This window comes from Pseudoxanthomonas sp. Soil82 (genome assembly GCF_040446535.1).
Lineage (GTDB): Bacteria > Pseudomonadota > Gammaproteobacteria > Xanthomonadales > Xanthomonadaceae > Pseudoxanthomonas > Pseudoxanthomonas kaohsiungensis.
This window is the reverse complement of record NZ_JBEAAK010000004.1, coordinates 221,294-233,358: the sequence shown is the minus strand read 5'-3', so window position 1 is coordinate 233,358 and position 12,065 is coordinate 221,294. Positions and strand designations below refer to the sequence as shown.

The 12,065-nt window shown below is 69.7% G+C and carries 11 protein-coding genes; 4 read left to right on the top strand and 7 right to left on the bottom strand.

Going from position 1 to position 12,065, the window contains the following annotated elements; genetic code table 11:
* Positions 1-46 precede the first annotated feature (46 nt).
* The 5 genes from ppnN to grxD all read right to left on the bottom strand — a co-directional run bounded on the left by ppnN (position 47) and on the right by grxD (position 6,839).
* Positions 47-1,432, bottom strand: coding sequence for a nucleotide 5'-monophosphate nucleosidase PpnN (ppnN, locus tag ABKA19_RS12440; protein WP_353689164.1), 1,386 nt, complete (start codon positions 1,430-1,432; stop codon positions 47-49).
* Positions 1,433-1,563: 131 nt separating this feature from the next.
* The gene (locus ABKA19_RS12435) at positions 1,564-4,914 is read right to left on the bottom strand and encodes a TonB-dependent receptor (RefSeq protein ID WP_353689163.1); all 3,351 of its coding nucleotides are present in this window, start codon (positions 4,912-4,914) and stop codon (positions 1,564-1,566) included.
* Between the two features lie 259 nt (positions 4,915-5,173).
* Positions 5,174-5,767, bottom strand: coding sequence for a YhgN family NAAT transporter (locus tag ABKA19_RS12430; RefSeq protein WP_162376799.1), 594 nt, complete (start codon positions 5,765-5,767; stop codon positions 5,174-5,176).
* Positions 5,764-6,516: an SDR family oxidoreductase gene (locus ABKA19_RS12425; protein ID WP_353689385.1), complete on the bottom strand. Its 753-nt coding sequence runs from the start codon at positions 6,514-6,516 to the stop codon at positions 5,764-5,766. The genes ABKA19_RS12430 and ABKA19_RS12425 overlap by 4 nt, the downstream gene beginning before the upstream one ends.
* A 2-nt stretch (positions 6,517-6,518) precedes the next feature.
* On the bottom strand, positions 6,519-6,839 hold the full coding sequence (grxD, locus tag ABKA19_RS12420; protein WP_162376798.1) for a Grx4 family monothiol glutaredoxin: 321 nt from the start codon (positions 6,837-6,839) through the stop codon (positions 6,519-6,521).
* 115 nt (positions 6,840-6,954) lie between these two features.
* On the opposite strand from grxD, the gene ABKA19_RS12415 reads away from it, so the two are divergent.
* On the top strand, positions 6,955-7,533 hold the full coding sequence (locus ABKA19_RS12415) for a superoxide dismutase (protein ID WP_353689162.1): 579 nt from the start codon (positions 6,955-6,957) through the stop codon (positions 7,531-7,533).
* 187 nt (positions 7,534-7,720) lie between these two features.
* Here ABKA19_RS12415 and ABKA19_RS12410 read toward each other — a convergent pair whose 3' ends face one another.
* Both ABKA19_RS12410 and purE read right to left on the bottom strand, forming a co-directional pair.
* Complete coding sequence (locus ABKA19_RS12410) at positions 7,721-8,866, bottom strand: 5-(carboxyamino)imidazole ribonucleotide synthase (protein ID WP_353689161.1); 1,146 nt, start codon at positions 8,864-8,866, stop codon at positions 7,721-7,723.
* Positions 8,863-9,390 carry a 5-(carboxyamino)imidazole ribonucleotide mutase gene (gene purE / locus ABKA19_RS12405; RefSeq protein WP_353689160.1) on the bottom strand — a complete coding sequence of 176 codons (528 nt, stop codon included), beginning with the start codon at positions 9,388-9,390 and terminating at the stop codon, positions 8,863-8,865. The genes ABKA19_RS12410 and purE overlap by 4 nt, the downstream gene beginning before the upstream one ends.
* A 60-nt stretch (positions 9,391-9,450) precedes the next feature.
* On the opposite strand from purE, the gene ABKA19_RS12400 reads away from it, so the two are divergent.
* The 3 genes from ABKA19_RS12400 (at position 9,451) to ABKA19_RS12390 (ending at position 12,046) form a co-directional block, all read left to right on the top strand.
* Positions 9,451-9,720: a Trm112 family protein gene (locus ABKA19_RS12400; protein ID WP_162376794.1), complete on the top strand. Its 270-nt coding sequence runs from the start codon at positions 9,451-9,453 to the stop codon at positions 9,718-9,720.
* Positions 9,721-9,733: 13 nt separating this feature from the next.
* Entirely contained in the window at positions 9,734-10,606 is an 873-nt protein-coding gene (nadC, locus tag ABKA19_RS12395; protein WP_353689159.1) for a carboxylating nicotinate-nucleotide diphosphorylase, read from the top strand.
* Between the two features lie 150 nt (positions 10,607-10,756).
* Positions 10,757-12,046: a DUF2272 domain-containing protein gene (locus ABKA19_RS12390; RefSeq protein WP_353689158.1), complete on the top strand. Its 1,290-nt coding sequence runs from the start codon at positions 10,757-10,759 to the stop codon at positions 12,044-12,046.
* Positions 12,047-12,065 lie beyond the last annotated feature (19 nt).

The window sequence follows — 12,065 nt, the reverse complement described above, 5'->3', positions numbered from 1 at the left end:
GGCACGCGCGCCGCCTCGCGGCGGCGGCGTCAGGCGCTGTCCCGCCTCAGGCCACCACCCGGTAGCAGGGACGGTAATCCCCGGCGATCTTCATCCGCCGCTGTTCGACGAACGCCCGCAGCAAGCCGTCCAGGGCCTGCATCATGTCCGGCGCGCCGTTGATCTCGAACGGGCCGTGCTCCTCGATCCGGCGCATGCCCTCCTCCTTGACGTTGCCGGCGACGATTCCGGAGAAGGCCCGGCGCAGGTCGGCGGCCAGCGCCGACGGCTGCCGGCCGTGGTGCAGGTCCAGCGCCGCCATCGCCTCATGGCTGGGCACGAACGGCTGCTGGAACTCCAGCGGGATCTGGATGCCCCAGTTGAAGTAGAACGAATCCTTGTGCGCGATGCGTGCCTCGCGCACCTTGCGGATGCCGGCAGTCATCTTCTTCGACACCGCGGCCGGGTCGCCGATCACGATCTCGTAGCGCGAGGTGGCCGCCTCCCCCAGGGTCAGGCGCAGGAACCGGTCGATCTGCTCGAAGTACGGTGCGGCGATCGTCGGCCCGGTCAGGATCAGCGGGAACGGCAGGTCCGCGTTCTCCTCGCGCAGGAGGATGCCGAGCAGGTAGAGGATCTCCTCGGCCGTGCCGACGCCGCCGGGGAACACGATGATGCCGTGGCCCAGGCGCACGAACGCCTCCAGCCGCTTCTCGATGTCCGGCATGATCACCAGGTGGTTCACGATCGGGTTCGGCGACTCGGCGGCGATGATCCCCGGCTCGGTGATGCCGATGTAGCGCGTACGGCTGCGGCGTTGCTTGGCGTGGGCGATGGTCGCGCCCTTCATCGGCCCCTTCATCGCGCCCGGGCCGCAGCCGGTGCAGATGTCCAGCCCGCGCAGGCCCAGCTCGTAGCCGACCTGCTTGGTATAGATGTACTCGTCGCGCGAGATCGAGTGGCCGCCCCAGCACACCACCAGGTTCGGATCGGACGGCTGCAGGATGCGCGCGTTGCGCAGCAGGCCGAACACCGAGTCGGTGATGCCCGCCGAGCTGCGCAGGTCGGCACCCTTGCAGTCCTCGCCCAGCTCGATCGCGGTCCAGGCCAGGTCGCGCACGGTCGCGAACAGCAGCTCGGCCACGCCGCGGATGATCTCGCCATCGACGAACGCCATCGCCGGGGCGTTCACCAGGTCGATCCGCACGCCGCGGTCCTGCTGGGTGACCTGGATGTCGAAGTTCGGGTACAGGTCGCGCGCGGCTCGCGGGTCGTCGCTGGCGCTGCCGCTGGTCAGCACCGCCAGCGCGCAGCGCCGCAGCAGCTCGTGCATGCCGCCGGCCGAGGCATCACGCAGCCGGGCCACCTCCGTGCGCGAAAGGATATCCAGCCCGCCGCGCGGGTAGATGCGTGCATCCTGCACGGGCAGCGTGCTCGAAACAGTTTCGTTCATGGGCCTTGCGAATCCGTGGAAACCGGCCGCCGACTCTACTCCAGCGGGCGTCGCAACGCACCGTGCCGCGCAAAAGGAAACGGCCGGGTTGCCCCGGCCGTTCCTGGTCATGCGTTCAACCGATCAGAAGATCAGAAGTCGTAGCGCAGGCCCACCGACAGCGACCACTGCGAGATGCCATTGGTCTGACTGTCGGAGTTGGTCGGAATGCCCTCGGCCGAGGTTTGGCCGAACTCGGGGACGCCGTTGTAGTTGCCGCGGTAGCTGTAGACATACTGGCCGTTGTAGATGCCCTGCAACGTGGCGACCGCGTTGTTGGCGTTGAAGCCATAGTCGATGACATGGCCCCAGTCCTTGTTGATCAGGTTGCCCACGTTCTGGATGTCCAGCCAGATCTTCGATTTGTGGCCTTCGAAGAAGCCCGGCAACTCCTGGCTGATACGCACATCGAAGGTGTTGACCCAGCCAGCGCGGAAGGCATTTTCGGGCGCGTAGCTGCCGCGATAGCGCGCCAGCTCCGGGTTCTCGGCCATCCACGACCAGAACGCCTGCTCCATCGCCGCGTTCGGCGTGAACGCACCGGTCGAGCTGAGGGTACCGAACAGCACGTCGCCCGGGCCGGACGGCACATAGAACAGGTCATTGAAGGTACGGCCGTCGCCATTGGCGTCGCCGGTGAAGATGTAGCTGTACGGTCGGCCGCTGCGGCCCTCGTAGAACAGGCCGACCTGGGTGGCGTTGTCGCCGAAGAACTTGTGCGACCAGTTCAGCGCGCCGCTGAAGCGGTCCCGGATCTCGTAGCGGGCAGTGGTGCTGGACGGCTCGTTGATGTTGAAACCGTACTGCGAGCCGAAGCCGGAACCGGCGGTCGAGCTGGTCAGCGCGCCCACTTCCTCGGCCTGGGTGTAGGTATAGCCAACGGTCCAGGACCAGTCGCTCTCTTCGCTGAACGGCTTGCTCAACGACAGGGTCAGCTGCTGGCCCTTGCCCTTGTTGGTGTTCTCCAGCAGGTAGACGTCACCGAAGTAGGCGTTGCGGCCGTAGCGGGAATTGGCTGTGTACACCGAGCCGGTGCCTCCGGTCGGAAGCTGGCCCACGAACGCCGGATTCCAGTACAGCACGCGCCCGTCCGGACCGATGTAGCCCGGGCCGACGTTGAGCGTGCGGTAGAACAGGCCATTGTTGATGTCGGTCAGCAGCAGCTCGGCCGATGCGACGGTGCCCCACCACGGGGTCTCGACGTCGATGGCCAGGTTGGCCTTCCACACCGAGGGCAGCTCGAAGTCGCTGCTGATCGCGTTGACGTTGCGCACGCCCGTGCCGCCCGGCGGGATATTCTGGTTGAGGCCATCCGCGCTGAATGGAACCGTCTGCCAGGCGGTGGTGTTCTGGTAGGAGATGTAGTTCATGCCGGTGCTGCTGTAGGCATTGCCGACCCACACCTGCGGCGCGTCACCCTGGAACAGGCCGACGCCGCCGCGCAGCTGGGCCGGACGCTCCCAGTCGAAGGTGTAGTTGAAGCCGAAGCGCGGCTGGACGATGAAGTCGCCGTTATAGGTGTTGGTGTTGTCGATGCCGAAGCCACCGGTGTATCCACTGCCGCAGGCGGCGTTGGCGGTACCCGGCGCGGCGGCGAAGCAGGCGTTGTACGGCGGGTTGGGGCTGGCGTCGGGCTTGTCGGCTCGCAGGCCGAAGGTCAGGGTGAGGTTGGTGTTGACGTACCAGGTGTCCTGGATGAACAGGCCGGTGTTCTTGTTGGTGTAGCGGGCTGCGATCGCATCCGGATCGGCCGGGTTGGTCTGCAGGTCGTAGTCGAAGTACTGGCCGCGGATCAGGTTGCCGAAATCGTTCACTCCGTTCAAGCGCGGTACGTAGAAGCTGTAGTTGCCCCACGAATCCTGCAGGAAGTAGTTGTAGATCTCGTTCTCGCTGTACTCGGCGCCGAACTTGATGTCGTGGTCGCCGACCGTCCACACGCCGGCGCCGTAGTAGCTCCAGGTCTCGGTCAGCAGAGTGTTGCCGGGCGAGCTGCGCTCGGTTCCCAGGCGGATCAGGTCGCCGGCGGTGACGGCGTTGGCGGCATTGCCGTCGTCGAAGTAGACCTGGATGGTCGGCGCGGTGGTCGGGCTGACGCGGATGGCCGAGTAGTCGCGGTAAGACACCTTGAATTCGGTGGAGAACGTGTCGGACCAGTCGCTGAACAGCTGGCCGACGTAGCTCTCTACCGTCTTGACGTGGTTGAACCAGTTCGAGCTCAGCGCGAGCACGCTGTTGCTCGAGGCCTCAGGGCGGATGCGGTTCTGCTCCAGCTTGCTGTAGCGCAGGTTGGCGCGGTGGTTCTCGTTGATGTTCCAGTCCAGCTTCAGCGCATACTCTTCCAGCTCGGTGTCGCCGCTGCCGCTCAGCTCGCCCGGCTCGAAGTCCCAGACATCGCGCGCGATGCGCTGCACTTCGGCCACATCGGCCGCACCGAAGTCGGCGCCACCGGCGGTCAGCGGGGTGCTGCCCTGGCTCTGGCCAGCCGGGCCGATGTCGGTCTGCTTCATCTTCTCGTAGTTGGCGAAGAAGAACAGCGTGTCCTTGACCAGCGGGCCACCCAGCGTCATGCCCCAGGTCGACTCCTTGCTGTATTCATCGAACGGAAGCCCGGTGACGTCGGTGTTGCTGCCGGCCACGCGCGCCGGGTAGTCGCCGAACCAGTCGCCATCGCGGTAGCTGCCGTACACCGAGCCGTGGAACTCGTTGGTACCGGACTTGGTCACCGCGTTGACATTGGCGCCGGCAGCGCCCGAAAGGCCCACGTCGTAGTTGGACAGGTTGATGTCGATGGCCTCGATGGCCTCCATCGACACCGGCTGGCGCATGGTCGGCATGTTGTTGCCTTCCAGGCCGAAGGTGTCGCTGGCCGAGACGCCGTCGATGGTGATCTTGTTGAAGCGCGGGTTCTGGCCGCCGGCAGTCATGCTGCCCGAGGCGCGGTCGGTGAAGGTCACGCGCGGATCCAGGCGCATGAAGTCCTGGATGTTGCCGTTCATTGACGGCAGGGCGTCGATCACCTGGCGGTCGACGCTGGTGCCGGCGCCCATGTTGGTGGCGCTGAACACCACCGAGCCGCCGGAAACTCCGGTTACCTGCACTGCGCCCAGCGTGGTCACGTCGCCGGCCAGCTCGGCATTGACGGTGCTGACCTGGTTCAGGGCCAGATAGACGTTGTCTTCGGTCTTGGTGCCTTCACCGGGCTTGGTGATGGTGATGGTGTACGGACCGCCGACGCGCAGGCCGCGCGAGTTCCAGCGGCCAGTGGCGTCGGTGGTGGCGCGGCTGACCGTGCCCGACTCGACGTGGGTGATGGTCACTTCGGCGCCAGCCACCGGCTGGCCGCTGCCGCTGGTCACGAGACCGCCCACACCGGACGAGGTGCTCTGGGCGAAGGCGGGGGCGGCGGCAAGCGCGGCGACCAGGCCCAAGGTGAGTTTGGACATCCGAAGTCGGCGGGAATCAGTCATTGGGAAAGGCCTCGGGATTGAGTTGGCGTTCAGGCGTGGAGCCCGGTGCTGAAGGCGAATTGGCTTCCCTGCGATGCTCATCACAGGGGTTAACACCAGATTAACATGCTAGGGTCGCCATGTGACCAAGACATGACAAATTTCTATTGCGTCGCAACACATCGCAACCCCATACGCCACAAGGAATTTTGGTCTGGCGGGAGCGCCGCCGAGGGCGATCCGGGATATCCGGGCCTTACGCCGAACTCTTGAGGTAGGCCGTCAGGCCATCCATCAGCATCTGCACCGAGATGGCGACCAGCAGCATCCCCATCAGCCGCTCGATGGCGGTCAGCGCGCGCCGGCCGAGCAGCCGGTAAAGCAGCGGCGCCGCCAGCAGGATGGCGGCGGTGGCCGCCCAGGCCAGGAACAGGGCCAGGCTCCAGTCGCCGAGCCGGTGCGGTTCGTTGCTGCCCATCAGCATTACAGCCGCCATGCCGGACGGACCGGCGACCAGCGGGATGGCCAGGGGGACGATGAACGGCTCGCCATCCGGGATCTCGCCCATCAGTCCTTCCGGGCGGGGGAAGATCATGCGGATGCCGATCAGGAACAGGACGATGCCGCCGGCGATGGACACCGATTCCTGGCGCAGGTGCATCAGCTCCAGGAAGTACTTGCCGCACCACAGGAACAGCATCAGCACCGCCAGCGCGATCAGCAGCTCGCGGACCAGCACCACGCGCTGCCGCTTCGGCGGCAGCGGCTTGAGCACGCTGAGGAATACCGGGACGTTGCCCAGCGGGTCGAGGATCAGGAAAAGCAGCAGCGCCGCGGAGAGGATGGTCATTCCGACCCTCCCGCCGCCGCGTCCCAGACCTGGCCACGCCAGGCCGCGCCGGCAGGCGACAGCAAGGTGACGCAGGCTCCGGCGTAGGCCTCCGGATCGCGCAGGTCCTCGCCCAGGTCATCGGCATAGGCGCGCGCCCGCAGGGGCGTGCGCATCGGGCCGGGCTGCAGGCCCGCCACCCGCACCGTCGTGGCGGCCAGTTCGGTAGCCAGCATGCCGACCATCGCCCGCAGGCCATGCTGGGCGATGCCGTAGCCGCCCCAATACGCCTGGCCGACCCGCGCCGGGTCGTCGACCGCCAGCACCACCGACGCATCCGCCGACTGGCGCAGCAGCGGCAGGCAGGCCTGCAGCAGCCACCAGGGAGCGGTCAGGTTGACGTGGATCGCGCGGGCGAAAACGGCCGGGTCCAGGTGCTCGAGCGGGGTCAGGCCGCGGAACTCGGCGGCGCAGTGCAGGACCCCGTCGAGCCGGCCCAGTTCCGCGTGCAGGCGGTCGGCCAGCTCGGCGTAGTCGTCCGGCGAGGCGCCCTCCAGGTCGAGCGGATACAGCAGCGGCTCATGGCCAGCCTGGGCCACCGCGTCGTAGACGCGGTTGAGCCGGGGCAGGCGGCGACCGAGCAGGACCAGGGTGGCGCCGGCGGCGGCACAGGCCTGGGCCGCGGCGGCACCCAGGCCGCCATGGGCACCGCTGATCAGGACGACGCGGCCGGCCAGCGGCTGCGGGGCGGCGGACGGCAGGGCGAACAGGCTCACTGCGACAGCGCTTCCTGGACCATGCGCTGCAGCTCGCCGGATTCCAGCAGCTCCAGGGTGATATCGCAGCCGCCGATCAGCTCCCCGTGCAGGAACAGCTGCGGGAACGTCGGCCAGTTGGAATAGCGTGGCAGGTTGGCCCGGATCTCCGGCTCCTCCAGTACGTTGACCGTGTGCAGCTGTTCGGCGCCTGCGGCCTGCAGCGCCTGCACCGCGCGCGCGGAAAAGCCGCACATCGGGAACGCCGGCGTGCCCTTCATGAACAGCACGACCGGATGGCCTTCGACCTCGGCCTGGATGCGCTCCATTACCGCCATTACCCATCTCCTGGACGCCGGGGCCGTGCCCGCCATCGTCTAAACTGAAGCGGCAATTGTAAGCCCTGCGCCGCCGCACCGACGCCGGGCCCCGCATCGAACCGCCCGAGAACGCATGGCCATCGAACTGCCCGCCCTGCCCTACCCGCGCAACGCGCTGGAGCCGCACCTGTCCGCCGCCACGCTGGACGAGCACCACGGCAGCCACCACCGTGGCCACGTCGAGGCGACCAACCGCCTGCTCGAAGGCAGCGGACTGGAAGGCCTGGCGCTGGAAGAAATCGTCCGCCGGGCCCGCGGCCGGCTGGCCGACGAGGCGGCGCAGGCCTGGAGCCACGGCTTCTACTGGACCTGCCTGTCGCCACGCGGCGGCGGCGATCCCGCCGGACCGCTGGCCGAACGGCTGGCGCGCCAGTACGGCGACTTCATCCGGTTCCGCGAGGAATTCACCCGGCAGGCCCTGGGCCTGTTCGGCTCAGGCTGGGTCTGGCTGGTGCAGCGCCCGGATGGGACGCCGGGAATCGTCGCCACCCGCGGCGGCGGCACCCCGCTTACCGGCTCCGACACCCCGCTGCTGGCCTGCGACGTGTGGGAGCACGCGTACTACCTGGACCGGCAGAACGCCCGCGCGGACTACCTCGAAGCGTTCTGGAAAGTCGTGGACTGGCAGGCGGTCGGCGCACGCCTGCGCTGAGGGCGGGACTGCGTGATGCGTCGCTGCGCCCGCAGGTACCGACTTCTGCTGCAAGCGGCACGGCTCCCGTAGAGCGGGGCTTGCCCCGCTGCACCTGGCCTTCGCGCCCATTACCGCAAGCAGCGGGGCAAGCCGCGCTATACGAAAGCAGCCGCGCCGGTGCGAGAGACGGGGCGACAGCGGGCCGCTACGGCGTGCGCAGCGCCGCGACCGGTGGCGCGACCTGGGCCTGTCGGCCCAGGGCCAGGCCGACGCGCTCCAGCGCCTCGGCCAGCACCGTGGCCTGGTCGGCGCGCAGCGTCGCGTGGCCCACCTTGCGCCCCGCGCGCGGTTCCTTGCCGTAGTCGTGCCAATGGCCGCCGGCTTCGCCCAGCACCGCGGCCGCGTCCGGCATCTCACCGATCCAGTTGAGCATGCAGGCATGACCGCGCGCGTGGGTGGCGCCCAACGGCAATCCGAGCACCGCGCGCAGGTGGTTCTGGAATTGCGAGGTTTCGGCGCCCTCGAGGGTCCAGTGCCCGGAGTTGTGCACGCGCGGGGCCAGCTCGTTGGCCAGCAGCGCACCGTCGCGGCAGAACAGCTCAAGGGCGAACACACCCACGTAGTCGAGCCGCTCCGCCAGGCGGCGCGCGTAATCGATGGCCGTCCGTGCCAGCGCCGGGTCGACCTGCGCCGGCGCCAGGCTGGCCGACAGCACGCCATCGACATGCCAGTTCTCGGTCAGCGGCCAGGTGCGGAAGCCGCCGTCGCGGCCGCGCACCGCGACCACGCTCAGTTCGCGCTCGAACGGCACGAACGCCTCGACGATCAATCCCACCGTCGCCGCCTGCGCGCCGAGCGCTTCCCAGGCCGCGTCGGCGTCGGCCAGCGCGCGGATCCGGAACTGGCCCTTGCCGTCGTACCCCAGCCGGCGGGTCTTGAGGATGCAGGGGACGCCGACCTCGGCCAGCGCCCGGTCCAGGTCCTGGCGGCTGGCGACCGCGGCGAACTCCGGCACGGGAATGTCCAGCTCGCCGAACAGGGTCTTCTCGGCCAGCCGGTCCTGGGCCACGGCCAGCGCGCGCGGATTCGGGAACACGGGCACGCGCGCGGAAAGCCATTCGGCGCTTTCGGCCGGCACGTTCTCGAAATCGAACGTCGCCACGTCGACCTTGCCGGCGAACTCGGCCAGCGCGGACTCGTCGCGGTAGTCGCCGACCAGCAGCGGCGCGAACTGGCCGGCGCAGGCATCGGCCACCGTGTCCATCACCAGGAAACGCAGCCCCAGCGGCGCGCCGGAAAGCGCCATCATGCGGGCCAGTTGCCCGCCACCCAGGATGCCTACGGTCGTCATTGCCGCGGATCGTCGTGGGCGATGACGTCGTCGGTCTGGCGCTGGCGGAACTCCTCGAGGGAGCGCGCGATCTCCGGGTGGTCCGCCGCCAGCAGCGCGGCCGCGAACAGCCCGGCGTTGGCCGCGCCGGCATTGCCGATCGCGAAGGTCGCCACCGGAATGCCGGCCGGCATCTGCACGATCGACAGCAGCGAATCCATGCCGTTGAGGGCCTTGCTCTGCACCGGCACGCCCAGCACCGGGACCGCGGTCTTGGATGCCAGCATCCCCGGCAGGTGGGCCGCGCCGCCGGCCCCGGCGATGATCACGCGCAGGCCGCGGTCGCGCGCGCTGGCCGCATAGTCGAACAGCACGTCGGGCGTGCGGTGCGCCGACACCACCCTGACCTCGTGCGGCACGCCCAGCGCATCGAGCTTCTGCGCCGCGTGCTGCATGGTTTCCCAGTCGGAACGCGATCCCATGACGAGACCGACCAAAGGCGTCGCTGGCGGGCTGTCAAGCAAACTGGCAGGCTGGGCTGGCATGGCCGTCCTCGGTGACAAGGCCGTATTCTAGCGGTCTTCCCCGCCACGCGCCCCCGCCCCATGGACCGCAAGCTGCTCGACCTGCTGTGTTCGCCCGATACCCGCCAGCCGCTGTCGCTGCTGGAACCGCGGGGCCTGGAAGCGCTGAACCGCGCGATCGCCGGCGGCCAGGTCCTGCGTGCCGATGGCAGCCCCCAGGCCGAACCGCTGCACGAGGCGCTGGTGACCCGCGACCGCAAGCAGGTGTTCCGCATCGACGACGGCATCCCGGTGCTGCTGGTCGAGGAATCCCTGGCCACCGCGCAGGTGGCCGGCTTTCCCGCGGCCTGACCGGCACCCGCGCATGGACCGGACGGCACCCGCGGCGCCCGACCCGTCCCTCGTGCTGGCCGACGTGCGCCGCGCGCTGGCGGAAGACCTCGGGACCGGCGACGTCACCGCCGCGCTGCTGCCGGACGTCCCCGAGCGCGCCTACCTGCTGTGCAAGGAAGATGCGGTCATCGCCGGCCGGCCCTGGTTCGACGCCTGCCACCGCGCGCTGGACCCGGACGTGGCGATCGACTGGAGCGTCGGCGAGGGCGAACGCGTGGCCGCCGGCACCGTGCTCGCGCTGCTCCGGGGCCGCAGCCGCGCCCTGGTCAGCGCCGAGCGCACCGCGCTGAACTTCCTGCAGACCCTGTCCGGCACGGCTACCACCACGGCCGCGCACGTCGATGCGGTGCGCGGCACCGGCACGGTGGTCCTCGACACCCGCAAGACCCAGCCCGGCCTGCGCCTGGCGCAGAAGTACGCGGTCCGCGCCGGCGGTGGCGCGAACCACCGCATCGGCCTGTACGACGCGGTGATGCTCAAGGAAAACCACATCCGGGTCGCCGGCACGGTCGCCGAGGCCATTGCGCGCGCGCGCGCGGCCCAGCCGGGCCTTCCGCTGATCGTCGAAGTGGAGACGCTCGACCAGTTGCGCGAGGCGCTCGCGTCCGGATGCGACCGCATCCTGCTGGACGACTTTTGCGCCGACGACCGCCGCGAGGCGGTACGGATCGCCCGGGCCGCCCCGTTCCACGGACGCATCCCCCTGGAGGTCTCCGGTGGCGTGGGCCTGGACGGCCTGCGCGCGATCGCCGCCGACGGCGTGGATTTTGTCTCGATCGGCGCCCTGACCAAGCACGTGCGAGCGATCGACCTGTCGATGAAGCTGGGCCCGGCGCCAGCCTAGGCGACGCGCACGCCGGCGACGCGGATGGCACGCGGCGAGCGTGTCCCCGCAGCGGCGCGCCCTGCGTTATCCACTTCCAGCGCCGACACGATCACGGATCGTCCACCGCAGGCGGCTAAGCTCGCTCCGGTACCGGGGAAAGGATTCGTCATGCGCAGGCTCCACGCACTCGCCCTGCTCGCCCTGCCAGCGCTCGCGGCACCCGCAGCACACGCGGCGCAGGGCGGCGTGGAAGTCTGCGACCTGCCGCCGCGCTTCGGCGTCGAGGCCACCGCCAAAGCCATCGTCCGCATCGCCTGCGACGAGCACCGGCTGTGGACCCGCCCCTTCATAGAGACCGACGGCCGCGTGGCCTGGCTCGGCGTTACCGAGGCCGAACGCGTCGCCCTGGCCGACGACTACACGCCGGCCTGGCAGCGGGTGGCGAAGTACTGGCGCGAAAGCGGCACCCTGTCGTCGATGGGATCGGCAGCCGGCGCCGCCAGCTGCCTGTACCCGGGTGCCACCCGCGAGACCGCCAGCGACTGCCGCGCCTTCATCGTCGACAACCCGTGGTCGGCGGCCTTCGTCTCCTGGGTGATGATGCGGGCGCCGCTGCCCGAGTTCCTGCGCTCGCCGCGGCACATGGACTACATCGCGCGCGCATGGCGCAATCCCGAGCTCAGCCCCTACCTCTACATGGATCCGTTCGCGGGGCAGCCAGCGCCGGGCGACCTGCTGTGCTTCCTGCGCGCGGACGACCAGGGGCGCGGCACCGCCGGACTGCAGGCGGGATTGTCCGGCAGTGGCCCGCTGCCGGCGTATTCGCACTGCGACATCGTCGTCGCGGCCAATGTCGGCGGCGACCGCACGCTTTACCTGGTCGGCGGCAACGTGCTCAACACGGTGATGATGCGCAAGCTGCCGCTGGACGCGTCCGGGCGGCTGCTGCCGGGACCGCTGCAGGCGGCGGCCGAGGACGCCCTGCGCGGCGACAGGGGCGTCGCCGGCCGCCCCGTCGTAACCGGCGCCCGTGTCGCGACGCCGGCCGCGGCGGCGGCGATGGCCACGGCCGGCACGTCCGCCGCGAGTGCGCTGGCCAGCGACGAGGTGGTTCCCGCGGCCTGCCGCCCGGGCAATCCTTCCGCGTGCAGCTTCAACCGCCGGGACTGGGTGGCCCTGCTCAAGCTCAAGCCCCAGGCGCAGTTGCGCGGCGGGTTTCCGGTAACGCCGCCGGCGCCGTTCCGCCCGACACCGGCGGGCGCCGGCACGCCGCCCATGACGGCGCCCGCACAGGGAGTAGCCACTCCGCCGGCCGGGAGTTCCACGCCCGCCCCTGCGCCGCGACCCGCCACCACGCCACCCGCATCCCCGCCCCGGCAGGCGATGCCCTCGCCCGCGCAGGAGCCTGCGCCGCCGCCGGCAGGTGCGAGCCCGGCCACCACGCCGACAGGTGGCTGAAGCCGCGCATGCACCGCGG

Bases quoted from the DNA above. Each gene is read 5' to 3' on its own strand.
- purE (WP_353689160.1), bottom strand. From the start codon at position 9,390: ATGCCAGCCCAGCCTGCCAGTTTGCTTGACAGCCCGCCAGCGACGCCT.
- ABKA19_RS12415 (WP_353689162.1), top strand. From the start codon at position 6,955: ATGGCCATCGAACTGCCCGCCCTGCCCTACCCGCGCAACGCGCTGGAG.
- grxD (WP_162376798.1), bottom strand. From the start codon at position 6,839: ATGGCGGTAATGGAGCGCATCCAGGCCGAGGTCGAAGGCCATCCGGTC.
- ABKA19_RS12400 (WP_162376794.1), top strand. From the start codon at position 9,451: ATGGACCGCAAGCTGCTCGACCTGCTGTGTTCGCCCGATACCCGCCAG.
- nadC (WP_353689159.1), top strand. From the start codon at position 9,734: ATGGACCGGACGGCACCCGCGGCGCCCGACCCGTCCCTCGTGCTGGCC.
- ABKA19_RS12430 (WP_162376799.1), bottom strand. From the start codon at position 5,767: ATGACCATCCTCTCCGCGGCGCTGCTGCTTTTCCTGATCCTCGACCCG.
- ABKA19_RS12435 (WP_353689163.1), bottom strand. From the start codon at position 4,914: ATGTCCAAACTCACCTTGGGCCTGGTCGCCGCGCTTGCCGCCGCCCCC.
- ppnN (WP_353689164.1), bottom strand. From the start codon at position 1,432: ATGAACGAAACTGTTTCGAGCACGCTGCCCGTGCAGGATGCACGCATC.
- ABKA19_RS12410 (WP_353689161.1), bottom strand. From the start codon at position 8,866: ATGACGACCGTAGGCATCCTGGGTGGCGGGCAACTGGCCCGCATGATG.
- ABKA19_RS12390 (WP_353689158.1), top strand. From the start codon at position 10,757: ATGCGCAGGCTCCACGCACTCGCCCTGCTCGCCCTGCCAGCGCTCGCG.